Annotated in this window: 20 protein-coding genes; 3 read left to right on the forward strand and 17 right to left on the reverse strand. The window is 70.9% G+C overall.

Annotated features, from left to right (window positions below; translation table 11 throughout):
• Positions 1–18: 18 nt before the first annotated feature.
• From ACIBF8_RS10845 to ACIBF8_RS10875, 7 genes are all read right to left on the reverse strand, one after another.
• A complete protein-coding gene (locus ACIBF8_RS10845) occupies positions 19–1,314 on the reverse strand; it encodes a PHB depolymerase family esterase (protein ID WP_396782310.1) in 1,296 nt (431 codons plus the stop codon).
• 306 nt (positions 1,315–1,620) lie between these two features.
• Entirely contained in the window at positions 1,621–3,759 is a 2,139-nt protein-coding gene (locus ACIBF8_RS10850; RefSeq protein WP_396782312.1) for an alpha-glucuronidase, read from the reverse strand.
• Between the two features lie 174 nt (positions 3,760–3,933).
• Positions 3,934–4,623: a DUF624 domain-containing protein gene (locus ACIBF8_RS10855; RefSeq protein WP_396782313.1), complete on the reverse strand. Its 690-nt coding sequence runs from the start codon at positions 4,621–4,623 to the stop codon at positions 3,934–3,936.
• A gap of 86 nt (positions 4,624–4,709) precedes the next feature.
• Positions 4,710–6,347 (reverse strand): extracellular solute-binding protein, encoded by a 1,638-nt coding sequence (locus tag ACIBF8_RS10860; protein ID WP_396782314.1) that lies wholly within the window; start codon positions 6,345–6,347, stop codon positions 4,710–4,712.
• Between the two features lie 53 nt (positions 6,348–6,400).
• Positions 6,401–7,309 (reverse strand): carbohydrate ABC transporter permease, encoded by a 909-nt coding sequence (locus tag ACIBF8_RS10865; RefSeq protein ID WP_396782315.1) that lies wholly within the window; start codon positions 7,307–7,309, stop codon positions 6,401–6,403.
• The gene (locus ACIBF8_RS10870; protein WP_396782316.1) at positions 7,306–8,292 is read right to left on the reverse strand and encodes an ABC transporter permease; all 987 of its coding nucleotides are present in this window, start codon (positions 8,290–8,292) and stop codon (positions 7,306–7,308) included. Before ACIBF8_RS10870 ends, ACIBF8_RS10865 begins: the two co-directional genes overlap by 4 nt.
• Positions 8,293–8,301: 9 nt before the next feature.
• Positions 8,302–10,677 (reverse strand): glycoside hydrolase family 3 N-terminal domain-containing protein, encoded by a 2,376-nt coding sequence (locus tag ACIBF8_RS10875; RefSeq protein WP_396782318.1) that lies wholly within the window; start codon positions 10,675–10,677, stop codon positions 8,302–8,304.
• Positions 10,678–11,005: 328 nt separating this feature from the next.
• On the opposite strand from ACIBF8_RS10875, the gene ACIBF8_RS10880 reads away from it, so the two are divergent.
• From ACIBF8_RS10880 to ACIBF8_RS10890, 3 genes are read left to right on the forward strand one after another with little or no spacing between them, the layout of a single operon-like run.
• The gene (locus ACIBF8_RS10880; protein ID WP_396782319.1) at positions 11,006–12,043 is read left to right on the forward strand and encodes a LacI family DNA-binding transcriptional regulator; all 1,038 of its coding nucleotides are present in this window, start codon (positions 11,006–11,008) and stop codon (positions 12,041–12,043) included.
• Positions 12,044–12,065: 22 nt separating this feature from the next.
• Positions 12,066–13,121, forward strand: a complete 1,056-nt coding sequence (locus tag ACIBF8_RS10885) for an acetylxylan esterase (protein WP_396782321.1) — start codon at positions 12,066–12,068, stop codon at positions 13,119–13,121.
• 38 nt (positions 13,122–13,159) lie between these two features.
• On the forward strand, positions 13,160–14,461 hold the full coding sequence (locus ACIBF8_RS10890; RefSeq protein WP_396782323.1) for a vanadium-dependent haloperoxidase: 1,302 nt from the start codon (positions 13,160–13,162) through the stop codon (positions 14,459–14,461).
• Between the two features lie 62 nt (positions 14,462–14,523).
• Here ACIBF8_RS10890 and ACIBF8_RS10895 read toward each other — a convergent pair whose 3' ends face one another.
• From ACIBF8_RS10895 to ACIBF8_RS10940, 10 genes are all read right to left on the reverse strand, one after another.
• The gene (locus tag ACIBF8_RS10895; RefSeq protein ID WP_396782325.1) at positions 14,524–14,988 is read right to left on the reverse strand and encodes a MaoC family dehydratase; all 465 of its coding nucleotides are present in this window, start codon (positions 14,986–14,988) and stop codon (positions 14,524–14,526) included.
• Positions 14,989–15,006: 18 nt separating this feature from the next.
• Positions 15,007–16,155: an acyl-CoA dehydrogenase family protein gene (locus ACIBF8_RS10900; protein ID WP_396782327.1), complete on the reverse strand. Its 1,149-nt coding sequence runs from the start codon at positions 16,153–16,155 to the stop codon at positions 15,007–15,009.
• Between the two features lie 46 nt (positions 16,156–16,201).
• Positions 16,202–19,024 (reverse strand): AAA family ATPase, encoded by a 2,823-nt coding sequence (locus tag ACIBF8_RS10905; protein WP_396782329.1) that lies wholly within the window; start codon positions 19,022–19,024, stop codon positions 16,202–16,204.
• Between the two features lie 64 nt (positions 19,025–19,088).
• A complete protein-coding gene (locus ACIBF8_RS10910) occupies positions 19,089–19,700 on the reverse strand; it encodes a TetR/AcrR family transcriptional regulator (RefSeq protein ID WP_396782330.1) in 612 nt (203 codons plus the stop codon).
• A 342-nt stretch (positions 19,701–20,042) separates the two neighbouring features.
• Positions 20,043–21,329 (reverse strand): ABC transporter substrate-binding protein, encoded by a 1,287-nt coding sequence (locus tag ACIBF8_RS10915; protein WP_396782331.1) that lies wholly within the window; start codon positions 21,327–21,329, stop codon positions 20,043–20,045.
• Positions 21,330–21,411: 82 nt separating this feature from the next.
• Complete coding sequence (locus tag ACIBF8_RS10920; RefSeq protein WP_396782332.1) at positions 21,412–22,524, reverse strand: branched-chain amino acid ABC transporter permease; 1,113 nt, start codon at positions 22,522–22,524, stop codon at positions 21,412–21,414.
• The gene (locus ACIBF8_RS10925) at positions 22,521–23,399 is read right to left on the reverse strand and encodes a branched-chain amino acid ABC transporter permease (protein WP_396782334.1); all 879 of its coding nucleotides are present in this window, start codon (positions 23,397–23,399) and stop codon (positions 22,521–22,523) included. Before ACIBF8_RS10925 ends, ACIBF8_RS10920 begins: the two co-directional genes overlap by 4 nt.
• 30 nt (positions 23,400–23,429) lie before the next feature.
• Positions 23,430–24,152, reverse strand: coding sequence for an ABC transporter ATP-binding protein (locus tag ACIBF8_RS10930; RefSeq protein ID WP_396782335.1), 723 nt, complete (start codon positions 24,150–24,152; stop codon positions 23,430–23,432).
• Entirely contained in the window at positions 24,149–24,937 is a 789-nt protein-coding gene (locus ACIBF8_RS10935) for an ABC transporter ATP-binding protein (protein ID WP_396782337.1), read from the reverse strand. Before ACIBF8_RS10935 ends, ACIBF8_RS10930 begins: the two co-directional genes overlap by 4 nt.
• Before the next feature lie 137 nt (positions 24,938–25,074).
• Positions 25,075–25,974, reverse strand: coding sequence for an alpha/beta hydrolase family protein (locus ACIBF8_RS10940; protein ID WP_396782339.1), 900 nt, complete (start codon positions 25,972–25,974; stop codon positions 25,075–25,077).
• Positions 25,975–26,104 lie beyond the last annotated feature (130 nt).

Genomic DNA, 26,104 nt, shown 5'->3' on the forward strand with positions numbered 1-26,104 from the left:
GTGGGGTGGGAAGGGGAATCAGGACACCGAACAGGCGGCACCGTTGAGGGCGAACGACGAGGGTTTGCCGGTGCCGCCGTCATGCGTGGCCTGGAAGCCGATCTCGACCGACGCGTTCGGGGCGATGGTGCTGTTGTAGGAGACGTTGCGGGCGGTCACCGCACCGCTCGCCGGGGCGTACTGGGCGTTCCAGCCGCTGGTGATGCGCTGCCCGCTGGGCAGCGTGAAGGTCAGCGCCCAGCCGTTCACGGCGGTCACACCGGTGTTGGTGATGGCCACGCTCGCGGTGAACCCGCTGTTCCAGGCGTTGACCGTGTAACCGATTCGGCAGGCACCCTCGGTCGGCGGTGGCGTCGTCGGCGGCGGAGTCGTCGGGGGTGGAGTCGTCGGCGGCACGGAGCCGTCCAGCCCGAAGAAGCGGATCACCTGCGCGGCGTCGACCGGCAGGTTGTGCGTGACACCCTGCATGCTGATCGCCTCGACCGGCGCCATCGGGCCGTTGCTGCCGTAACGGGTGCGGGTGTACCCGGACTGCGGAGAGTCGGTGTACGTCGGGGTCTGGCTCAGCCCGTGCACGTTGGTCCACTGCTTGACCTGCTCGCCGAAGTTCGGGTAGCGCAGCGTCTCATCGTTGGTGCCGTGCCAGATCTGCATCCGGGGCCGCGGGCCGGTGTAGCCGGGGTACGCCTCCCGGACGAGGTCACCCCACTGCTGCGGGGTCCGGATGAGTTGCCCGTTGGCGCACTGGCTGTTCCACTCCGAGGTGCCGCCGGTGGCGAAACAGGCGAACGGCACGCCGGCGAACGAGGCGCCCGCAGCGAACACGTCCGGGTAGACGCCGAGCATGACGTTGGTCATCATCGCGCCGGAGGAGGTGCCAGTAGCGAAGATCCGCGCAGGGTCGGCCGAGTAGCGCTGCCGCACGTAGTCGACCATCGACATGAGCCCGACCGGGTCGCTGCCGCCGCCGCGCCGTAACGCCTGCGGCGAGTAGACGTCCCAGCACTTGCTGCTGCGGGTGGCCGACGGGTAGATCACGATGAACCCGTACCGATCTGCGAGGGACGCGTACTGCGTGCCCGAGTGGAACGCCGGCCCCGTGCCGGTGCAGTAGTGCATGGCCAGCAGGATCGCTGGTCGGGTCGCCACCCGGTCCGGAACGTACAGGTGCATCTGCAGGTTGGTGGGGTTGGTGCCGAAGTTGGTCACCTGCGTGAGCGTCGCCGCCGACGCGGGAGTGGCGAACGTCAACGCGGCGGCGGCCAGCGTCACGGCCGCCATGACGGCGCCAAACGCCCTTGTCTTCAGTGTCATCGTCGCGATCCCTAGCGAAGAAGGCGCGTGGAAGGGGACTTAAGTCGAGGACTGCCCTTCGCCCGACCTTGACCGCGGCTCGCGTGACCATGCCAGCTTCAATCGAGCGTCCTCGATTGTCAAGACTTCCGGAAACCTTTCGCCGCAACGGTTTCGGCGGCCACCTGCACACCAACCGGCCCTGGCGAGCGTGGTGGGCGGCGACGGGCCACGAGCAATTACCGGGACGTTCTCGGAACGTGTCGGCCGGGGCGAGCACGGCACGAGGAGGGCCCGACCGGATGGCCGAGCCCTCCTCGCCGCCGATCAGTAGATGCGCCGCCCTCGCTCGTCCGGCACCCCGGACTTGCGGAAGAAGTACGTGTTGATCTGGTCGCGCCACTCGGTGGCACACCGCACCTGCTCGTCGAGGCGTTCGGCGACCCGCTCGTAGACACTCGGGTCGATCATCCCGTGCAGCGTCTGCCATCGTCGTCGCATCGCCGTCACCTCCTCGACGCCGGCGAAGTGGGTGTCGTAGATGTGCTGGATGACGGTCGAGCCACTGTGCAGCACATGCCCGTACGGCACGTGGTGGAAGAAGAGCAGCAGCTCGTCGGGGCAGGTCTCGGGCGACTCGTACACCTCGGCCCAGTACGGCGGGTACTGGCCGGCGAAGCCGGTGCCCGACGCGCGGCTGCGGTCGACGCCCACGCCGTCACGGTCGGCGAAGTGGTAGGTGCCCCACCGCGTGTACTCGTACCCGTCGACGCCGGGGCCGTAGTGGTTGCCGGGGTTGACCATGAAGCCGACGCCCAGCGGGGCGGTGTAGCGCTCGTAGGTGCGCCACGACTCGTCCATGATCAGGTGCAGGGTCCGCCGTACCAGCTCCGCGTCGGCGGTCGCCGACGGTGGGAAGGTGAGCGTGATCCACTCGTCGAGGATCTCCGTCGGGTCCCGACGAGGGTCCCAGGCCAGCCGGCCGAACGTGTACAGGTTGGCCTGTGCCAACGGATGCCCGGTCCAGAAGACGTCGTCGCCGACGTTGGCGACGGCGACCAGTCCGCCACCCGCCGCCGTCCCTCCGGTGACCACGTCGGCGATCGTCCGCCCGCCCGGACCCCAGGGGGCGAAGCGCAGCACCTCGCTCCACCACGGGCCGAGATGGCAGACGTGCCGCTGTTGGCCCGTGTACTCCTGGGTGACCTGCAACTCCACCGCCAACCGGGTCGCCGGCATGGCGGCGAGCACCGGTGAGACCGGCTCGCGCGGCTGGAAGTCCACCGGACCGAACTTCACCTGGACGACCGCGTTGGTGTGGAACCGCCCGTCGAGCGGGGCGAAGTGGTCGTACGCGGCCCGGGCCCGGTCGGTGGAGCGGTCCCGCCAGTCCTGGTGGTGGTTGTAGACGAACGCCCGCCAGTGCACCACTCCCCCGTGCGGTGCGAGCGCCTCGGCCAGCAGGTTCGCACCGTCGGCGTGGTCGCGCCCATAGGCGAACGGACCGGGTTGTCCCTCCGAGTCGGCCTTCACCAGGTAACCGCCGAAGTCGGGGATGCGCTCGTACACCCGCCGGGTGGTCGCGGCCCACCAGGCCCGCACGGCCGGGTCGAGCGGGTCGGCGGTCGGCAGGCCACCGAGGACCACCGGCGCGGCGAAGCTGACCGACAGGTGCACCCGGATGCCGTACGGGCGCAGCACGTCCGCGATCTCGGCCACGTCGCCGAGCCGTTCGGTGAGCAGCAGCGCCTCGGTACGGGCCACGTTGACGTTGTTCACCGAGATCGCGTTGACGCCGCAGGAGGCCAGCAGCCGCCCGTACTCGCGCACCCGGGCCAGGTCGCCGCGCGCACGGCCGTCCTGCCAGAAGATCGAGCCGCCCGCGTACCCCCGTTCGACCTGGCCCATCACCGGGTGCACGGCCACGTTGTCCCAGTGGTTGAGCATTCGCCGGCGCAGCGCCGGCTGGTGCCGCTCCGGTGGACGGGCCGGATCGAAGGCCGCCGCGCAGAGCCGGACCACGTGGAAGAGCCCGTACAGCAGGCCGGCGGGCGCGTCGGCCAGCACCACCGTCACGTCGCCGGCCCGCGCCAACAGGAAACCCTCGTCGCCGAGCGACTCACCGACGCCGCTCTCGACCAGCGCCGCCTCCCCGGCGGCGCGTGCCGCCTCCACCGACGGGTTGGGCAGCTCGTCGGCGCCCCGCAGGGCGAGCACCAGGTCGACGTCGACGTCCCAGGAGGGCGAATGCCACACCCGTCCGCCGTAGCGCGCGCAGGCGCGCGACACCTCGTCGAGGACGGTGTCGACGAGCAACCCGTCACCGTGGACGAGAACGCGGCGCGCGCCGAGCGACCGGAACGCCTCCGGGGGCAGCCAGGCCGCGTGGAAGCGCGGCACGTCACCGTCCATCGGGTCCTCGACGAACATCAGTTGCTCCAACTCCACCGACTCCTCGGCGTTCACCGGTCCTCCTCCTCCACCACGACGACCCCGTACGCCGGCAGCCGCAGGGCGGCGCCGACCGCGACGTCGATCCGAACCGCGCCGTCGCCGCGGCGGGCCGGGTTGCCCACGTCCTCGGGCCACTGTTCCGGGTTGTAGTCGCCCCCGAAGGCACCCTGGCGCTGAAGGGCAGGCTCATGGGGTGAACTCCTTCCGGATCAGGTGGATCATCGGCTCGCTGATGCGCAGGAACGCCAGGACCGCGATCGACGCGAGCAGCATCAGCACCGCCTCGGAGAAGACCGCGGTGATCCCGGCCGCCGCGGCCAGCAGCAGCGCGTTCCCGACGGTGACAGCCGGGGTACGCACGAGGAAGTGCACGGACAATCGGAGGACGTCCCGGGTGCGGAAGTCGAAGAGCGAGGTGATCACCAGGGCGTTGGCCGCGCAGAGCGTCACCCCCGCCGCGATCAGCACCAGCGGCACCGTCCACCAGCTCGCCAGGCCGACCGCACCCCGGTAGGCGAGGTTCATGGCGAGCACGGCCAACCAGAGCAGCGTCGGCACCCAGACGCGCAGTACTCCGAGGAGGTTCGCCCGGTAGCCGCGCCAGAACAGGGCTGCGGGCCGCAGGTCGGTCAGGTCGGGTCGCTGCTGGCGCAGCGCGTACAGGGCGGCGGAGATCGCCGGGCCGACCGGCACCAGGAACAGCGCGACCAGCGGCAGATTGCTGGCATCGCGGCCCAACAGCAGCAGCGGCAGCAGGGTGGGCAGCGTGGTGAGCAGCAGGAGCAGCTCGACCACGAGCAGGATGTAGACGCGCGAGGTGATCCGCGACAGGGGTCCGTCGCCGAACTGTCGCCAGGTCTGGGCCGCGCCAGTCACGATCGCTCCCTCCGGTCGAGATGGCCGACCCGTGGTCGCCGGAGGTCCGGTCGGGCCGCGACAGGCCGCCCGACCGGACCCGCTGATCAGCCGTTGTTCTTCTGGAACCGCTCGTACGCCTTGTTGACCAGGTCGATGTACTGCTCGGAGTTCTTGGCCTTCAGCTCGGCCACGTACGCGTCCCACTCGCTCAGGGGCCGCTGGCCGAGGGCGAACTTCAACGTGTTCTGGGTGACGAAGTCCTTCAGCGGGGTCTCCCAGAGCGACACCCGCTCGCGTTCCTCATCGGTGAACGGCCGCGGCGGGGGGACCTCCCTCGGCTTGCGGGCGTCCATCACCTTCTGGAACTCCAGTTCCTCCGGGGAGAAGAACCCACGGACCAGGTCGGGCGTGCCGCCGTAGGCGAAGACGCCGTTCTGGAAGCCGAAGTCCTTCTGCAGGTGCTTGGGGGCCTTCGGGTTGAGGCCGAGGAAGTCGACTCCGGGGTTGAGCGTGCGCTTGCCGGACGCGTCCTTGGTGAAGGTCGTGCCCTCGATGCCCCAGCGGGCGAACTCCAGGCCGGCGTCCGAGTACCACAACCAGTCGATGAACTGCATCATGGCCACGAAGTTCTTGCTCTCCCGGGCCTTCGAGGAGATCATGATGCCGTTCTCCAGCCGGGGGAACGGGTTGACCTCGCCGGCCGGACCGATCGGCAGCGGGATCTTGGCCATCTTCGCGTTCGGCAGGGTCTTGGCCAGGTCGGGCCGGTGGTTGTTGACCAGGGTCTGCGCGTTGCCGGTGACCACGAAGGACTTGCCGTTGGCGAGCTTCTGGCGTGCCTGGTCGTCGGTCTGGGTGAAGCTCTCCGGGTCGAGCAGGCCCTCGGAGACGAGCTTGTGCAGGTACGTGACCACCTGCTTGTACTGCTCGGACGAGCCGGTGTAGGTGAACTTCTTCGCCGCCGGGTCCCAGGTGGCGTGCTGGAAGTCCCAACCCGCGTAGGTGCCGTGCGACGAGCCGAGGATTCCCAGCAGGGCGCCGGTCGGGTTGGGCTTGCTGAAGAGGTCGGAGTACGGGTAGACGTTCGGGTACTTCGCCTTCATCGCCTTGAGCACCGCGTACAGGTCATCCCAGGTCTTCGGGGTCGCCAGGCTGAGTTCCTGCATGATGTCGGTGCGCACCAGCACCGTGTAGTCCTGTGTGGGCTTCTCGTGCAGGCCGGGCAGCAGGTAGAACTTACCGTCGGCCTGCCGCAGGTTGTCGATCTCCGGCTTGAGGTTCCACTTGGTGATCTTTTCCTTCAGGTTGGGCATCAGGTCCAGGTAGTCGCTCACCGGGAGGATCGCCCCGGAGGACACGAATGCGTCCTCCTGCGGGTGGTACGTCTTCGGGATGATCAGCGGCGCGTCGCCCGCGCCGATCAGCAGGCTGCGCTTCTGCTCGTAGTCGCTCAGCGGCACGGCCACCGGCTCGATCTTGACGTTGGTCCGCTTGGTGAGTTCCGACCAGAACAGCCAGTCCTCCTTGAGCGGATAGAACGTGTGGTTGTTGTAAAGGGTGGAGAAGGAAAGCGCTTCGGTGGCCTTGAACTGGTCGCCGACGCCGTAGTTGGCCATCGCGCCGACCCGGTTCTCGGAGAGGTCCTTCGACTCACCGGGGTCCTCGGAACAGGCGGTGGCAAGGGAGAGCGCGAGCAGACCCGCGGTGGCTGTCGCCACCCGGCGCCACGTCTTATGGAGCATGGCTCGTCCTTTCGGTGGTGGGGTTCGGAGGTGCAGCGGTGCGGTGCTCGCCGTCATCCCTTGACCGCGCCGAGCATGACGCCGGAGACGAAGTACCGCTGGACGAAGGGGTAGACCGCCAGGATCGGCAGCGTGGTGAGCACGATCGTCACGGCCTGGAACGTGGCTGCGGCCTGGACCTTGTCGGCGTCGGCGGCGGACGACTCGGCGCTTGTAGCGCCCGCGATGAGGTTGCGCAGGTACACGGTGACCGGCAGCAGGTCCTGCTCGTCGATGTAGAGGAACGCGGTGAACCAGGAGTTCCAGAAGGAGACCGCGTAGAAGAGCACCATCGTGGCCACGATCGCCTTCGACAGCGGTAACACGATCCGCAGCAGGGTGCCGTACGTGTTCAGCCCGTCGACCGCGGCGGCCTCCTCCAGCTCACCCGGCAGGCTCTCGAAGAACGCCTTCATCACCAGCAGGTTGAACACGCTGATGGCGTTGGGGATCACCACAGCCCAGATGGTGTTCTTCATCCCCAGGCTGGTGACCAGCACGTAGTTGGGGATCAGACCGCCGGAGAAGAACATCGTGAACAGCGCGACACCGATGAGAACACCGCGTCCCTTGAGCTGCGGCTTCGACAGCACGTACGCGTAACAGGTGGTCAGCACGATCGAGATGAGTGTGGCTACCACCGTGTACACCACAGTGTTGCGGTAGTTCGTCCAGAACATCGAGTCGGACATCACCAGCTTGTACGCGGTCAGGTCGAACCCACGCGGGACGACGGTGACCTTCCCGGCGAGGATGTACGCCTCCTCGCTGAGCGATCGGGCCACGATGTTGAGGAACGGGTACAGCGTCACGACCACGACGCCGAGCAGGACGACCGTGTTGACGACTCGGAAGATCCGGTAACCCCGACTGTCCACCGGTCCGCGCGTCTTCGGGGCGTCGACCTTCGTACCGAGGGTCACCACAGGCTCGTCCCCACCGTGCGACGGGAGATGACGTTGGCCGACAGAACGAGGATCAGCCCGATCACCGCCTCGAAGAGGCCGATGGCGGCCGCGTAGCTGAAGTTGCTCGACTGGAAGCCCATCCGGAACAGATAGGTGGAGACCACATCCGCGGTCGGGTACGTCAGCGGGTTGTAGAGCAGCAGGATCTTCTCGAACCCGACCGCCAGGAAGCTGCCGATGTTGAGGATCAGCAGCGTCACCATCGTCGGCCGGATGCCGGGCAGGGTGACGTGCCAGGTCTGCCGCAGCCGGCTGGCGCCGTCGATCCGGGCGGCCTCGTACAGGTCCTCGTCGATGGTGGTGAGGGCGGCGAGGTAGAGGATCGTGCCCCAGCCGACGGTCTGCCAGACCTCGGACGAGACGTAGATGGTGCGGAACCACTCGGGTTGTTGCAGGAACGCCACGGCGTCCCCACCGGCCAGCCGGACGATTTGGTTGGCCGTGCCGTCGACCGAGGTCACCTGGATGACCATCGCCGCCACGATCACGATCGACAGGAAGTGCGGCAGGTAGGACACGGACTGGACGAACCGCTTGAAGCGGCGCGCCCGAACCTCGTTGAGCAGCAACGCCAGCACGATCGGCAACGGGAAGCAGAACAGCAGGGTCAGCGTCCCGAGCACGAGGGTGTTGGTGAACACCTCCCAGAACGTCGGGTCGGTGAGGAACATCCGGAAGTACCGCAGCCCGACCCAGTACTCGCCGAAGATGCTGCCGCCCGGCTTGAAGCGACGGAAGGCGATGATGTTGCCGATCATCGGCAGGTACCGGAAGACCAGGAAGAACAGCAGCGGCAGGACGGCGAGGGAGTAGAGCTGCCAGTCGCGGCGCAGCGCCTGCCGCCAACTGCGGCGGCGCGGCGGCTGCGGCGCGGAGCTGCGCGCCAGCGTCGGAGAACGCGGTGGCGCCGGCGGTGGTGGCCGCATCGTCGATGTCATCTGGGCCTCCTATGCCGACTGTGCGACGGCAACGAGGGTCTCGACCCGCACCGACGTGAGCAACTCCCGCTCGTAGCCGAGCGGGCGCTCGGCACCGACCAGGCGCAGCGGCAGGGTGGCCGCCACCTCGCCGCTGGAGCGGCCGAACCGCAGCTCGACCCTGCCGGGCTCGACGATCCGCCGGCCGGACCGCCCGATGAACGACGTCACGTCGGCCGGTACGCCGAATGTCACGTGCGCCGCCTCGCCGGGCGCCAACGGCAGTCGGGCGTAACCGATCAGCCGGACCACCGGACGGGTGGCCTGTGCCACCGGGTCGTGCAGGTAGAGCTGCACGACCTCGGTGCCGGCCCGTTCACCGGTGTTGGCGACGGTGATCCGCACCCGCACCTCGCCGTCGACCGGCCAGGCCGTCGGCTCGTTGCCCGCCGTGCTCGCCGAATCGACCACGGTGGGGTCGGACCACTCGAAGGTGGTGTAGCTCAGCCCGTGGCCGAACGGGTACGCCGGAGTGGGGTCGATCGAGGAGACCTTGTTGCGGTGGCCGAGCGGTGGTGCGAGGTAGGTGCTCGGCAATCCGCCAACGTCACGGGGAACGCTGACCGGCAACCGCCCGGAGGGGTTCACCGCGCCGGTGAGCACCTCGGCGAGCGCCTGCCCACCGCGTTGGCCGAGAAAGAACGCCTGCACCACGGCCGCCGCGCCGTCGAACTCCGGGCCCAGCGCGTAGGGACGACCGGTCATCAACACCAGCACGACCGGGGTGCCGGTGGCGAGAATGGCGCGGACCAGGTCGGCCTGAACGCCGGGTAGCCGCAGGTCGGCGGCGTCGCAACCCTCGCCGGAGGTGCCCCGGCCGAACATGCCCGCCCGGTCACCCACGGCCACCACGCACACGTCGGCGACGGCGGCCGCGGCGACGGCGGCCGGAATGCCCGAGCTGTCCTCTCCGGTGATGGCGCAGCCCGGCTCGTGGGTGAGCAGCGGCACGCGTCGGGCCAGCTCGTCGCGCAGTGAGGGGATGTCCACGCCGAGCCCGAACTCGCTGTGATGGATGCCGACGTGGTTGGGGAAGGAGTAGCAGCCAAGCATGGCCATCGGGTCGTCGGCGGCCGGGCCGACCAGGGCCAACCGGCCGCCTGCGGGCAGCGGGAGGATGCCGGTGTTGCGCAGCAGGACGACCGATTCCCGGGCCAGGCGTACGGCGACGTCCTGGCTGGCCTCGTCGTCGAAGCGCAGGGACGCCACGTCGTCGGGCAGCTCCCGCCACCCCTCGTCGAGCAGACCGATCTCGATCTTCTGGATCAACACCCGCCGCAGCGCGCGGTCGATCAGCGCCTCGTCGACCTCGCCGCTGCGCACGGCCTCCACCAACGGTTCGCCGAAGGTGTCCACAGTGGGTAACTCGACGTCGATCCCGGCCCGCAGGGCAAGCCGGGCCGCGTCGGCGGCGCCCTCGGCGACCCCGTGCAGGGTCTCCAGGAAACGTACCGCGAAGTAGTCGGCCACCAGGGTGCCGGTGAAGCCCCACTCGTCGCGCAACAGCCCGGTGAGCACCCCGTGATCGGCGGCAACGGGCAGACCGTCGATCTCGGCGTAGGAGTTCATCACCGAGCGGGCGCCGCCGTACCGCAGCGCCATCTCGAACGGCGGCAGGATGACGTCGGCCAGTTCACGCGGCCCCATCGACACCGGGGCGAGGTTACGTCCGCCGCGGGAGGCGGAGTAGCCGGCGAAATGCTTCAGCGTGGCCACCACGCCGGCCCGCTCCAGACCCCGCACGTACGCGGTGCCGGTCGTCCCCACCAGGTAGGGGTCCTCGCCGATCGTCTCCTCGGTGCGGCCCCAGCGGTAGTCGCGGGTGACGTCCAGGACCGGGGCGAGACCCTGGTGCACACCGGCGGCGCGCATCGACCGCCCGATCCGATCGGCCATCACCTCAACGAGTTCGGGGTCGAAGGACGCGCCCCAGCTCAGCGGAGTCGGATAGACGGTGGCGCGCCATGCGGCGAAACCGGTGAGGCATTCCTCGTGCACCTGGGCCGGAATACCGAACCGACTGGCGGCCACGATCTGCGCCTGCGACGCCGCCAGCGACCGGGCGCCGAGCACCGGGTCGACCGGGGCGGTGCCGAAGGGTCGGGTGAGCTGGCCCAACCCGTGCTGGATGACGGTGCTCCACGGCGGCAGTTCACTGATCATGTCCGAGTGGTGTGGTGCGACGCCCTCGCCGGTGGCCTCGGCGCCGACCCAGACGCCGACGAGTTGGGCGATCTTCTCCTCCAGGGTCATCTTTGGCAGGAGTGCCTCGGCCCGCTCGGTCGGCGACAGCCGCTGATCGCGCCATGGCACGGCGCCGCTGTCCGCGGGCAACTGACTACTCATGCCAAGACCCCTTAGCTCCGGCCACATCCCCGCCGCCCCCGTGGAATCAGCGCCGTGGCGGACGTTTCCCACGATCCGAAACTTTCCGGAAACCTGCGTAACCTTTTCGGCAACCTAAGGTCCCCATCGATGCGTGTCAAGGGTCTCAAACGGACCGCCAGCGCGTACTCCCTGCACACGCAACTCTGCCGTCGGCGCTCGGTCGCCGTTGGATCGCGTGAATCGCGCACCGAACCGCGGTCGAGCCGGCGGATCATCGCACCGACTGGCGTAAATGTCTGATCGTGTTAAGGTCTGCCGAAACTTTCGGATGTTGTATGAGGCCGCGATGACAGAGCACCGCCCGCTCGGCCCACCCGCCTCGGCCACCATCGCCACCATCGCCAACGATGTCGGCGTCTCGGTCGCGACGGTGTCCAAAGTCCTCAACGGGCGCGGCGATGTCGCTCCCGGCACCAGAGCCCGGGTGGAGGCGAGCCTCGACCGCCACCAGTACCAGCGCCGTCCGCGGCGCCACTCGACCAGCGGCGGCCGGATCGACCTCGTCTTCCACGAGCTCGACACGGGCTGGGCCATGGAGATCCTGCGGGGCGTCGAGGCGGTGACCTCCGCGGCTGGCATCGGGTTGTCGGTCGCCCAACTCGACGGTGCGCACCGCCCGCCCGCCCGATGGCTGGACGCGTTACTCGCCGACCGCCCACTGGGCGTGGTGTTCGTCCTCTCCCACCTGGCCGAGGCGGAACAACAGCACCTGCGACGGCAGGGCATCCCGTTCGTCGTCGTCGACACCGACAGCGCGACCTTGGCCTCCGTGCCCACCGTCGGGTCGAACAACTGGAACGGTGGCCTGCTCGCCGCCCGACACCTACTGGACCTGGGGCACCGACGGATCGCCATCATCTCCGGGCCGCCCGACGTGCTGTGCAGCCGCGCCCGCGCGGCCGGCTTCCAGTCCGCCCACGACGAAGCGGGGATAACGGTCGACCGCGAGCTGATCCGGTACGGCAGTTTCTCCGCCGGAGCCGGCCACGCCCACGGGCGGCAACTGCTCCAGCGGCCGGACCGACCCACGGCGATCTTCGCCGGGTCGGACATCCAGGCCATGGGGGTGCTCCGGGCCGCCCGTCAGTGCGGCCTCCGAGTGCCCGAGGACCTTTCGGTGATCGGGTACGACAACCTGCCGGTCTCCGCCTGGACCGACCCGGCGCTCACCACGATCAACCAGCCACTGCGCGACATGGCCGGCATCGCCACCCAGATGTTGCTCGACCTGACCAGGGGCAACGAGCCCCCGACCAGCCGGATCGACCTGGTGACCGAGTTGGTTGTCCGGGAGAGCACCGCACCGCCCGCCACCCCGTACTGACCCCGGCCCGCTGCGAGGACCCGTGCCCCACTCCGCCTTCACCTTCGACGAACTCCAGCGGTACGCCCCGGAGGTCGTCGAGCCCGACGACTTCGACGCGTTCTGGCGGGACACCCTCGCCGAGGCGACCGCGGTGCCGGTGCTCGTCGACGTCCGTCCAGAGTCCACCGAGCTGCGGCTGCTCGACTGCTGGGACGTCACGTTCGCCGGCTTCGGCGGCGACCCGGTACGGGCCTGGTACACCCGTCCGGCCGGTGTACCGGAGCCGCTGCCGGCCGTGGTCGAGTACGCCGGCTACGGCCGGGGCCGGGGCCTGCCCCACGAGCGGCTGACCTGGCCGACGGCCGGGTACGCGCATCTACTGATGGACAACCGGGGCCAGGCCGGGCAGTACGGCGCTGGGGACACCCCCGACCCACACGGCGCGCCCGGCGGCCCCTGGCCGGTGACCTGGGGGATCCTCGACCCGCGTGACTACCACTACCGTCGTCTGATCACCGACGCGGTCCGGGCGGTCGAGGCGATCCGCGCCCTGCCAGGGGTCGACCGCGCGCGGGTCGCCGTGGTCGGCAACAGCCAGGGCGGTGGTGTCGCCCTGGCGGCGGCCGGTCTCGTCGACGATCTCAGCGCGGTACTGACCACCGCCCCGTTCCTCTGCGACATGCGCCGGGCCGTCCCGCTCACCGACCTCGCGCCGTACGGTGAGATCGCCCGGTACCTGGCCGTGCACCGGGAGGCCGAGGAGGCGGTGTGGCGCACCCTGTCCTATGTCGACGGGGTGAGCTTCGCGCGGCGCGCCACGGCACCGGCGCATTTCGGAGTGGGCCGGCGCGACACCGTCTGCCCACCACGGACCGCCTTCGCCGCCTACAACCACTACGGTGCCGCGAACGGACGGCCGGTCCCACCCGAGCGGGAGATGCACGTCTACCCGTTCAACGGTCACGAGGGCGGCGAGGCAGTCCACGTCCGGCGTCAGCTGCGCTGGCTGGACTCGGCGCTCCACCCGGACGGTCATCCGTCGAGGCGCGCCGGTGCTAGATTCGACAGTCATCGATACCGCTTCGTCGGCCGCTGACGCTCGACACCGGCGCCGACCTCAGCGACGGGGAGATCATGACGAGCCAAGACCCGACACCCCGTACGATCTGGTCCCGCGTCATTCCCACAGCCATCGCACTCGGCTCGCTGGTCGCGTCCACCCTGACCGGGCCGGCACCGCGCGCCGCAGCCGCGGCCCCGGGCACCGGTCCCGCCAATCCGGTGGTCGTCTGGGACCTCAATGCCCAGACGGCGATCTGGGACGTCGCGGCTCAGCAGCCGAACGAACAGGTGCGGAGCTTCGCGATGGTGAGCGGGGCTGTCTACGACGCCCTGAACGCGATCGCCGGCACGCCCTACCAGCCGTACCTGACCGCACCGCCGTCGAGGGGGACCGAGTCGGCGGAGGCCGCCGTCGCCACCGCAGCCCACGACGTACTCGCCGCTCTCTTCCCCGCTCAGCAGGAGCGGCTCCGCGCACAGTACGACGCGGCTCTCGCCGTGATCCCCGACGGACGGTCGAAGCAGGGCGGGATCACGATCGGGGCACGAGCCGCGGCCGCGATGGTCTCAGCGCGGCAGGACGACGGCGCATTCGGGGACCAGCAGTGGAAGAACGGGACACGACCCGGCCAGTGGCGACCGACACCGCCGCTCTTCCTGTCCCAGGGCGCATGGACCGGCCACATGCGGCCGTTCCTCCTCCCCCGTGCGTCGACGTTCCGCGCACCCCCGCCGCCACAATTGACCAGCGCTGCCTACGCCCGCGACCTCAACGAGGTGAAGGAGGTCGGCTCGGCGACGAGCACGGTGCGCACCCAGGACCAGACGGAGGCCGCGATCTGGTGGCACGACCGGCGCTCCGTCTCCTGGGAGGTCAAGCGACAACTCGCCACCACTCAACGACTGGACGCCCTGCAGACCGCGCGCTTCTTCGCGATGACCGACCTCGTCGTGGCCGACTCGGGAGTGGCGTGCTTCAGCCAGAAGGACCTCTGGAGCTACTGGCGTCCGGTGACCGGGATCCACCTGGCCGACACGGACGGCAACCCGAGGACGGCTGCCGAGCCGGATTGGCAGTCCCTGCTCGTCACGCCACCCTTCCCCGAATACCCATCCGGCCACGCCTGCGGCACCGGTGCGCGGATGTCGCTGTACCGGTACTTCTTCGGCCGCGACGACATCACGTTCAGCGGTTTCAGCGTCGACTCCGGCACGACCAGGCACTTCACCAGCTTCTCCCAGGCGCTCGACGAGCTGATCGGCGCACGTGTCTGGGGCGGCGTCCACTTCCGCGCCGCTGATGTCGAGGGGGCACGTCTGGGTGAGGAGGTCTACCGCTACGCGGTCCGGCACCACTTCCGCCCCCTGAGGTGAGCGGGTCCGTCGCCGCCCCTGATCCTGTGGAGGGACTCAGGAGGCGGTGACGAGCCGGGCGGTCACTGGCCCCCGGCCCGGTAGAGCCGGCTCACGGTCTCGGCCACGCAGACCGGTTTGCCACCGCTGTCGCTCTCCACGGTCACCGCGGCGACCAGCTGTACGCCGCCGCTCACCGGCGACACCTCGGCGATGGTGGCGGTGGCGCGTACGGCGGCGCCGACCCGGACCGGCGCGGGGAAACGCACCCGGTTCAGCCCGTAGTTGACCCCCATGGCCACCCCCTCGACCCGGTAGAGCCGGCCGGCCAGCGCCGGCAACAGCGACAGGGTGAGGTACCCGTGCGCGATCGTCCCGCCGAACGGCCCCGCCGCGGCCCGGACCGGGTCGAGGTGGATCCACTGGTGGTCGTCGGTCGCGTCGGCGAAGAGGTCGACGCGGCTCTGCTCGATGCGGTGCCACGGACCAGGCCCGAGGCTCTCGCCGGTCGCGGCGGCCAACTCCTCGAACGAGGTGAACACTCTCATGCCAGGTCTCCCTAACAGCTAGAAGGCGTTGACGCCGGTGAGCGCGCGCCCGATGAGGAGTTGCTGGATCTGACTGGTGCCCTCGTAGAGGGTGGCCACCCGAGCATCCCGCAGGTACTTGCCGACCGGGTACTCGTCGATGTAGCCGTACCCACCGAACACCTGGACCGCGTTGTTGGCCGCGCGAACGGCGGCCTCGCTGGCGAAAAGCTTGGCCAGCGACGCCTCGGTGGCGAACGGCTGGTCGCGGTCGATGAGGTCGGCCACCTGCCACACCAGCAGCCGGGCGGCCGCGGTGTCCACCGCGATCGCGGCGAGCAGTTGTTGGACGAGTTGGTGCCCGGCGATCGGCTTGCCGAACTGGGTCCGCTGCCCGGCGTATCCGACCGCCACGTCGAGGCAGCCCTGGGCGATGCCGACGCAGCCGGCGGCCACCGACATCCGCCCCTTGGCGAGGGTGGCCAGCGCCAGGCGGAACCCGGCGCCCTCGGCGCCGAGACGGGCCGTGTCGGGTACGCGTACCTCGTCGAAGCCCAGCTCACCCGTGGCCTGGCCGCGCAGGCCCAACTTGCCGTGGATCTCCCGACGGGTCAGTCCAGGGCTGTCGGTGGGCACCAGGAACGCGCTGATTCCTCGGTGCCCGGCCCCGCCGGTGCGGGCGAAGACCAGCGCGACGTCAGCGGTGGTGCCGTTGGTGATGAACGTCTTCGTGCCGGTCAGCAGCCAGTCCGCTCCGTCGCGGACCGCACGGGTGCGCAGCGCGGCGGCGTCCGAGCCGCTGTCCGGCTCGGTCAACGCGAAGCAGCCCAGGGCGCTGCCGGCGCAGAGTCGAGGCAGCCACTCGGCCCGCTGTTCCGCGCTCCCGTGCGCGGCGATCGACTTGGCGACCAGGCCGAGCGAGACCGAGACGATGCCGCGCACGGCCGAATCACCCCGGCCGAGCTCTTCCAGGACCAGGCAGTACGCGAGGTGGTCGCCGCCGGAGCCGCCGTCGGCCTCCGCGATGGTCAACCCCAGGAAGCCCAGGTCACCGAGCATGCCGACGATGCCGGGGTCGACCGATTCGCGGCGATCCCAGGCGGCCGCGTGGGGCAACAGCTCTCGGTCGGCGAACTCGGCGGCCAGCTGGCGGACCGCCGCCTGCTCGGCGCTGAGGGTGAGGTCCATGGCCATCAAACTAGCGGTGATAGTTTACTGCGTCCAGAGCGGACGATCACCGGTCCGAGGCCAGGCCGACGTGCCGCTCGGCGGTGAACGCGCGGGCCAGCTCGGTACGCGATCGGATGCCCAGCCGGTGGAACACGTTGCGCAGGTGATGGTCGACCGTACGGGTGGAGAGGAACATCCGGGCGGCGATCTCCCGGTTGGTGGCACCCTCGGCGACCAGCTCGGCTATCCGCAGCTGCTGGCCGGTCAGCAACCGCGCCGCGGGCAGGTCCGGGGGGCCGATCGACTCCCCGGCCGCCCGCAGCTCGGTGGTGGCCTGCTCGGCCCAGCGCGTCACCCCGAGCAGACTGAACATCTCGCGGGCCTGGTGCAGGTGCGTACGCGCGTCGCGCGGACGCCGGCTGCGGCGCAGCTCCTGGCCGAAGAGCAGCTCGGTGCGGGCCCGCTCGAACGTGCCGGCCTCGGTCGGGTGCAGGCGCAGCGCCGCCTGGAAATCCCGTTCCGCCGCCGCGCCTCCCCGCGGCGCGAGCAGCGCGTGGCACCGCGCGGACAGGGCCCGGCGCAGCGGGCTCGCGGTGCTGCTGGCCCACCTGTCGAACGCGGCGAGCGCGGCCGTTGCCGCCGGCCGGTGCGGAAGGTGCGCCGCCGCCTCCACCAGGTACGGGGTGGCCATCACCTGCACCAGGACCTGACCTCGACCGGTGCCGAGCCGGGCCAGCGACGCCAGTCGGTCCGCTGCCTCGGCGTGCCGGCCATCGACCAGATCGAGCACCGCCAGGGCCCACGCGGCCAGCGCGTGCGGGCGGCTGCCCGGCGTCGGTGACTCGCCGATCTCACGGATCCGCCGCAGGCTGGTGTCCCGGTCGGCCCGGATCGCGGCGAGGACGGCGAGCATGCCCAGATGGATGTTGGCGCAGTTGGCCTGGCCGGTGGCCCGGGCGGCGCGCAGCCCGTCGCGCGAGGTCTCCGCGGCCGCCTCGTGCCGACCCAACCAGTACTCGGCGACCGCCCGCAGCTCCAAGGCCCGGGACAGCATGGACACCTCGCCCCGTTCCCGGGCCAGCTCCACGGCGCGCTCGGCCAGCCGGTGGGCCGCGCCGTCCACGGCCACCAGCAGTCCGGCCGCCGCGGCACAGCTGAGCGCGGTGGGGGTCAGCGCCGACCCGGTCAGCCGGCCGCCCAGCACCACGGCGCGGCGCAGCGCGGGCCCGGCCCGCTCGTGGTCACCCCGCAGGGTCGCCGCCACCCCGGCGATCAGAGAGCTCATGAGTTCCATGGCCGGCGGGTCGCTCGGGTGCCGCACCGCCAACACCCGACGGCCAACCTCGGCGTACCGGTACTGGTCGCCGGCGAAACAGACCGCCTCGCCGGCCCGCACCAGCCCGACCAACGCCAGTGCGCGGTCGGTGCCGTCCACCGCCCTGGCGGACGCCAGCAGCAGCACCGACGCGCTCGACGCCGCGCCGCAGCGCAGCTCCAGCTCACCGCGGAGCAGGTCGGCGCGCCCTCGGACGACCGGGTCGGCGGACACCACGCGGAGGCGGTCGAGCAGCAGGCGGGCCACGTCGGGCTGACCCCCGGTCCAGGCGTACCGGGCGGCGGCCAGCAGGCGGGTGGCCCTCAGGCTCGGGTGGTCACTCAGCTCGGCGGCCCACCGGAGGGCCACCGAGGCGGTGGCCCAACCGCCGGCACCGCCGGCCGCCGCCTGTTCCAGCTCGGCGGCGAGGGCCGGATCGACACCCGCCGTCGCGGCCGCGAGGTGCATCGCCCGGCGCAATCGCTGCCCGTCCGCGACCAGCACCTCGGCGAGCAGGCGGTGCGCCGCGCGGCGCTCCGCGAGCGGCGCGCTGGCCGCGATCATCGTGCGCACCAGCGGCTGCGGAAAGGTGACACCCCGGTGCTCGACCCGGACCAGGCCGGCGACCTCCGCCGGGGCGAGTGCCTCGACCTCGGCGCCGGCGACCTTCGCGGCCCGGATCAGGGTGCCCGGCTCGCCGTCCTCGTCGAGCGCGGCGAGCAGCAGCACCCGCCGGGTCTCCGCTGGCAGCCGGTCGAGCCGGGCGCGATACGCCCGGCCCAGCGCCCCGTCCGCCGGCGGCGCGGCGGGCAGCGGCTCCTCCCCCCGCCACTGCCCGGCGGTGAGCACGTCGGCGAGGTCCACCAGGGCCTGCGGGTTGCCGCCACCGATCGCGGCCGCCGCGGTCAGGGCCGACGCGGCGGGCCGCTCGGGAAGCCGGTCGGCGTGCTCGCGCTCGACCAGCCCACGGAGTCGGTCGGTGAGGACCGCCGCGCTCTCGCGCTCGGTCAACGCGCGAAGTCGGTGGGTCGGTATCCCGTCGAGGTTGGCCGTGACATCCGCGGTGAGCAGGACGGCGAACGGCAGGCTTCGCAGCCGGCGGGCCACGAACGCCAGCACCTGCGCGCTCTGTGGGTCACCTCGGTCGATGTCGTCCATGGTGGCGAGTAGCGGGCGGTCCCGGGCCGCGGCGGCGAGCAGCCCGAGCACCGCCATCGACAGCGTCAGTTGCCGGTCGGCCGGGCAGCCCTTGCCGGCCAGCGCGCGCCGCAGCAGCTGGCGCTGCTGGTTCGGTAGGGTGGCGGCCCGGTCGAGCACCGGGTCGACCAGGCGTTGCAGGCCGGCGTACGGCAGGGCGGCCTCCTCGGCCAGCCCACTGGCGGCGAGCAGGGTGCAGCCCTCGGCGTGCCGGTGGGCGTAGCCGACCAGCGCCGTCCGGCCCGATCCGGGCTCGCCGCGGATCAGCAGAGCACCGCCGGCGTTGGTCATGCCGTCGAGCAGGCTTCGGACAGCCCGGCACTCGTCGTCCCGGCCACGCAGCACGGTTAGTTGCACTCTTGATGCAGTAACCATGCCTGTCAGTGTTGCCCATCGGAAACCGAATGGAAAGAGGGGGCGATATCGGGCCGGGCCGGAATCAGTCGGGCGCGACCTCGGCCAGCAGGGCGCCCACGGTCCGGGACATCACCGCTCGGGCCTGGTCCACACCCAGATCGAGCCCGTAGCGCAGCATCGACCAAGCCTGCCACGTGCTCGCCGCCACCAGGGCGTTGAGCAACTGCTCCCGCCCCTGCCCGGCCTCGGCCAGCTCGACGGCGAAGAGCGCCTCGACCTCGTCACGGACCCGCTCGATGTGCTTGAGACGGTTGCGGTGCAGCTGCTCGGAGACCGGCTCGCGCATCTGGGCGGCCCGCGCGGACGGCGCGATGAGCTGGAGCAGCCGAGCCCGCTGCCGGCAGTACGCGTCGACCCGCTTCGCCAGCGGCAGCCCTGGCGAGATCGGCCGGTAGGCGGCGTCCTGCTGGCGCAGCACCTCCGCACCGCTCGCCTCGAACAGCGTCTCCATGTCCTTGAAGTTGGTCCAGAGCGTGCGCAGCGAGATGCCCGCCCGTTCGGCGATGCGTTCCCCGGTCGGGCGGAGGTCACCCTCGGAGATGAGCGCGAGGTGCGCCTCGACGATGGCCGCGCGGGTCCGCTCGGCCCGGGCGGTACGCCCGTCGACCCGGCCCACGACGTCGACCCCGTCCATTCGCCCCCGCCCCCTCACCGCCATGGCGTCTCCCGGCACACTGCCGAGTCTAGACAGGCGGTGATCAGTGGCTCCGAACGCTCCACCGACGTCGTCATCCGGCCCGGCCGGTCAACGAGACACCGCCGCCGCAGACGATGCCCTGCCCGTTGATCCAGCTGGCGCCGCCCGAGGGTCGGCCCGAATATGCATTCACGGTGCAGATAGTAGGAGCGTCGATCGGTATCGGTCAACGCCTCGGAGCATCGGTCGGCAGACCGCCGCGCGGGAGCACGACGCAACCGTCCGACCGGACGCGGTCACGCGGAACCACGCCCGGTCGGACGTCGGGTGTACGGGTGCTCAGGAGACGGTCGGTATCCCGTTCGCCGGCGGCACGGCCGGTGGGGCGGTGTACTCGTTGACCGGCCCGTCCGCCTCGTCGGTCTCGTACGCCGGCCCGAAGTAGCTCTGCACTCCCCCACTCACCCGGCTCAACCGCTGGCCGCCGTAGCCGGAGTGGTCCTTGGCGGAGAAGCGCAGCGGCACCAGACCGGGGCCCTGGAAGCCACCCTTCTGCACGGCCTCCAGCACCTTCTCCCGGGTGAGGTCCTTGCCGGCGGCGAGCAGCGCCTGCACGAACAGGTACCCGACCGACATGCCGTAGACGGTGTTGCCGTCGAACGGTGCGTCCCCGTTGTGCTCCTTGTTGACCTTCGTGAAGAGCTGGATCCACGGATTGGCGGTGTCGTTCTGCATCGGCAGGTAGTTGGTGCCGACCATGCCCTCCAGCAGCGGCGCGGCGGCGCCGAGTTGCTTGGCCAGGGTCGGGTGGTCGGCGCCGACGTTGGAGACCAGCCACTGTGGCTTGAAGCCCAGCCGGGCGGCGGTGCCGATGGAGAGCGCGGTGAAGCCGGGCACGGTGGCGAGCACGACGACCTGGCAGCCGGCCGCCTTGAACGCGCCGATCTGCGGCGCCACGTTGGTGTTGCTGGTGACGTACGTCTGCTTGACCGCCACGGCGCTGCCGCCGAGCACCTTCTCCACGCCGGCCAGACTGTCCCGGCCGAAGTCGTCGTCCTGGCCGAGGAAACAGAGTTTCTGGCCGGCCAGGTTCGTCTTCGCGTAGTTGGCGAGGATCTTGCCCTCGACCGTGTAGTCCGGGTTGAACCCGAACGTGCCCGGATACTTGTCCGGTTGGTCCCAGCTGCGGCTGCCGGAGGCGACGAAGAGATCCGGTACCCGGTTGCTCTTCAGGAAGTCGAGCACTCCGGTGTGCGTCGGCGTGCCCAGACCATTGAGGATGGCGAAGACCTTGTCCTGTAGGACGAGCTGGCGGACCACCTGCTGGGTGTTCGCCGGGTTGTAGCCGTCGTCCATGATCTTGTAGGTGATCTTTCGGCCGTGCACTCCACCGTTGGCGTTGACGTAGTCGAAGTACGCCTTCGTCGCCGGGGCGATCTTGGAGTAGCCGGCCGAGGCCGGCCCGGTGAGCGGCATGTGGGTGCCGACGACGATCTCCGTGTCGGAGACGCCCGGCACCGACGCCCCGCCGGAGCCGGGGCCGTCGTCGCCGCTACAGCCGGCCGCGGTGATGAGCAGGGCAAGGGTGCTGGCGATCGCGAGGCCGCGATGCGCTTTACGGTGCATGGGAAACACCGACCTTTCTCGGTCCGGTTGTGGGAACGGGTGTGGTGGTGGGGCGCCCGGCCGAGGCCGGACCGAGGACAGCTCAGGAACGCCGGGTCGGCCGCCTGGCGAGCAACACCCGGCCGAGACGCGACAGCAGACCCTGCACACCGCCAGGGGCGGCGATCATGACGACGATCAGGGTGAGTCCGAAGATCGCCAAGGGAAGGTTGCCCTCCAGCCGCTGCGCCACCGCGGGCGAGAGCGTGAGCAACTCGGTCACGGAGTGGGTGAGGTCGGGCAGGGCAACCAGCAGGACCGCCCCCCACAACGCACCGGCGAGGCGGCCCAGACCACCGATCACCACGGCCATCAGCAGGAACAGCGACAGGGTCAGTGAGAACGCCCCGGGGGACACGCTCTGCGCGAGGACCGCCAGCAGTGCACCGCCGAGCCCAGCGGTGGCGGCGCTGACCACGAACGCGAGGACCTGGGTACGCGCCACGTGGATGCCGGCGAGACGGGCCGCCACCTCGTCGTCCCGGACCGCCCGGAAGGTGCGCCCGTACCGGCTGCGGATCAGGTTCGCCAGCAGCAGCAGGGCGAGCAGGGTGGCCGCGCCGGTGAGCCAGAGCTGCCACCGCTCGTAGGGAAAGTACGGGCCGAGCGCCAGCGGCGGCGGCTCCACCGGCACCGACAGCCCCTGCTCGCCGTTGAACACCCCGTCGAAGGTGACCGCCAACGCCGGCACGACCACGGCCACCGCAAGGGTGACCCCGGCCAGGTAGGGCCCGCGCAACCGGGCCGCAGCCACCCCGACCACCGCGCCGACCGCGACCGTGCTGACGATCGCCGCACCCAGCGAGAGCGGCAACAGCCAGCCGCCGGTCATCCCCCGGTCGGCGAACGCGTTCTGACACAGCGCCACGGTGTACGCCCCGGTGGCCATCAACGCCCCGTGCCCGAGCGACAGTTGACCGTTGAGCCCGGTGAGGACGGTCAGCCCGGCGGTCGCGCAGAGATAGGCGGCCACCGTGGCGAGCTGGAAGTTGCGGAACGGCTCGACGGCGTAGCTGACCCCCACCAGCAGCACCCCGACGGCGAGCACCACCGCGAGGTGACGCAGCAGGGTGGAGCCACGTCGCCGGTCGACCGGCCGACCGGCCGGGTCGGCCGGCCGGTGTCGCGGCGGCAGGGCCGCCCTCGTGGCGCTCACACCCGCCTCGCCGCGACCGGGGCGAACAGCCCACCGGGCCGGACCAGCAGCACCGCGAGCAGCAGGACCAACACCGCGAGCGGGGTGAGGTCGCTGCCGGCGTAGCCGCTCACGTAGGAGAGCAGCAGACCCACCACCAAACCGCCGACCACCGCGCCCGGCGGACTGTCCAGGCCACCGACCACCGCCGCGGTGAACGCCGAGACGAACACCAGGTCCATCGCGTGCGGGTGTAGGCCCAGTTCCGTCGGCAGGACCAGCATGGCGGCCAGTGCGCCCACTCCGGAGGCGAGCGCCCAGCCGAGCGTCAACATGCCACCGACGTTGACCCCGAGCAACCGGGAGACCTCCGGCGCGAAGGCCGCCGCGCGCATCCGCAACCCCACCGGAGTACGCGCGAACATCCAGGCCAGCCCGCTGACCACCACCCCGATCGTGGCGAAGACGAACAGGTCGTACGGGGACAGCACGGCGACCCCGCCCACGGTGAGGGCGGACCGGCTGAACGGGGCCTCGGCGGGGCGGAACTCACTGCCGTACACCATGCCCAGCACGGCCTGGATCAACAGCACCAGCCCGAGCGCCACGATCACCGGGTTGAGCGGGGAGGCGTGGTCGACGTGCCGCATCACCACACGGTCCACCACCGCACCGAGCAACAGGCCGGCGACGATCGCGACCACGAAACCCAGCCAGTAGGAACCGGTCGCGGTGCTCACGGTGTAGGCGACGTACGCGGCGGCGACGGCCATCGCCCCCTGGGCGAAGTTGACGACCCGCGCCGCCCGCCAGATGAGCACCAGGGCCAGCGCGAACGCGGCGTACACCGCGCCCCGGGACAGGCCGTCGACGGTGAGGAAGACGAAGCGGTCCAACAGTCCTCCCTCCGAGGGACGAGGTGGTGGTCAGAAACCGAGGTACGCGTGGCGCAGGTCGACGTCGTCGCGCAGCTGCGCCGCCGGGGCGGCGATCACCACGCGACCGAGGGACATCACGACGCCCTGGTCGGCGACGGCGAGCGCGCTGCGCACGTTCTGCTCGACCAACAGGACGGTCAAGCCGGTGCGGTCGCGCAGGTCGCGGAGCAGGGCCATGGTCCGGGCGACCACCCGGGGCGCCAGGCCGAGCGACGGCTCGTCCAGCAGCAGCAGCCGCGGTCGGCCGACCAGGGCCCGACCGAGCGCGAGCATCTGCCGCTCACCGCCGGAGAGCTGGTGACCGAGGTGCCGGCGGCGTCGGGCCAGCGGCTCGAAGAGCTGGTAGACCTCGTCGAGGGCCCGCCCCGCGTCGGCCCGGTCGCGTCGCCACAGCCCGCCCAGCCGCAGGTTCTCGTCGACGGTCAGCTCGCTGATCACGCCCCGGCCCTCCGGGACGTGCGCCATGCCGCGTCGGACGAGCTGCTCCACGGGCGTACCCCGCAGGTCCTCCCCGGCGAGAACGACCTGGCCGGCGGCCGGGCGGATCATGCCGGAGAGCGCGCGCAGGAGGGTGGTCTTGCCGGCGCCGTTGGCGCCGACCACCGCCGCGATAGTGCCGGCCGCAACGGTGAGGTCGATGGCCCGCAGCACGGGCGCGGCTCCGTAACCGGCCACCAGCCCCCGCACGACGAGCAGGTCGGGGGCGGTCATGGGGACACCTCCGCCTCGACGGTGGCACCGAGGTACGCGTCGGTGACCGCGGGGTCGTCGCGGATCTCGTCCGGGGTGCCGGCGGCGATGACCCGGCCGAAGTCGAGCACCACGAGGTCGTCGCAGACGGCCATCACCAGGTCCATGTGGTGCTCGACCAGGAGCACGGCACAGGGGTCGGCGTCCCGCCGGGGCAACTGCCGGACCAGCTCCGCCAGCTCGGCGATGTCGTCGGCACCGAGACCACCGGCCGGCTCGTCGAGCAGGAGCAGCCGGGGTCGGGCGGCGAGCGCGCGGGCCAGGGCGACCCGCTGGCGTACGGCGAAGGGCAGTGTGGCCGGCGCGGCTTCGGCGTGCTCGACGATGCCCAGCTCGTCGAGGATGGCCAGGGCGTCCCCGCGAAGCCGGCGTTCGTCGCGGTCACTGGCCGGCAGCCCGAGCAACGCCGGGACAAAACCCGCACGCGCGGTGTGTGAAGCGCCGGTCATCACGTTCTCCAGGACGCTCAGCCCGGCGAAGAGCCCGGTGCCCTGCAACGTGCGGGCGATGCCGAGCCGGGTCAGCCGGTGCGGCCGGGGCCGCAGCGGCCGGCCGTCGAGGGTGAGTGAGCCGATCTCCGGCGCGACGAAGCCGCAGATCACGTTGAAGAGGGTGGTCTTGCCGGCGCCGTTGGGCCCGATCACGCCCACCACCCGGTTGGGTGGCACCCGCAGGGAGACGTCGTCGAGGGCGGTGAGGCCGCCGAAACGGACGCCGATGTGGTGCAGTTCGAGGCCGCGCTCCATCACCCATCCCTCTGTCGTGGCGGGTGTTTATTTACACTCGCAGTGTACGTTTCTCGGGTATGGCGTCAAGACCTTCTATGCCCGTGCACGCAGACGGACGGGGCGGCCGCCAGCGGCGACCGCCCCGGTGACCGCCGTCAGGCGCTGGGGCAGGTGTTGCGGTACTCCTCGATCTGCGAGCCGCTCGGGCCGGGGCAGAGGAACTGCTCGTAGCGGGTGTCGTCGTCGACGAACCGCTTCAGCCAGGCCACCATCTGCCGTGCGGTCGGCGTGTTCGTGGTCTGCGGGAAGAAGTGGCTCGCCCCGTTCAGCTCCAGGTACGCCTTCTCGGCGGAGGCCGGGATGCTGGTGTAGAAGGGCACCGAGTGCGATGCGACCGGCGCGACGCTGTCGCTCTCGCCGCCGACGATCAGGGTCGGCACCCGCAGTTCGGACCAGCTCTTGTCCAGGTTCCACGGTGCCAGCGGCACCGCGGCCTGCAACGACGGCCGCGCCGAGGCGGCCTCCAGACTGCCGCCGCCGCCCATCGAGTGGCCGGCCACCGCGAGCCGGCTGCTGTCGATCCGACTGCGCACCGAGCTGCGTTCGGTGAGGTAGTCCAGCGCGGCGAGCAACTGCCGGCCCCGGCTGTCCGGCTGGTCCAGCCGACTGTTGGTCTCGATGCCGATCACCACGAAGCCGTGCGAGGCGATGCGCGGTCCGAGCCAGCTGATGCTGGACCAGGCAGCGGTGTAGCCGGGCGAGATGGCGATGGCGCCGAAGGTGCCCTCGCTGGTGCTGGTCGGGTAGTAGATGACGCCACCGCCGAAGCCGGTGACGCTCAGCGAGGACACGCTCTGCGAGGCCGTCGCGAACGGGCCGCGGCTGGCCTCCAGGATCGCGGTGGTCGGGGCCGGGCCCCGCTCGTACGGGCCGGCGGCCTGGGCGGCGCCGGACGATCCGGCCAGGACGCCGCCGGCGGCCAGGACGGCGGCCAGCGCGAACCGGGTGGCTCGGGCCGCGACGGAACGGGGACGGGTGGTGGTTGGTGAGGACACGTCGGGCACTCCCTAGAGTCGAGGGATATCGACGTGTGTCAGTTTTGGCTGGTTCACCGATCCCGGCATCGGCGAAATCACCAGTCCCCGGCGCCGGATGCTGAGGTCAGTTGTGTTTCGACCCTCTGAC

The sequence above is a fragment of the Micromonospora sp. NPDC050276 genome, from assembly GCF_044459545.1.
GTDB lineage: Bacteria > Actinomycetota > Actinomycetes > Mycobacteriales > Micromonosporaceae > Micromonospora.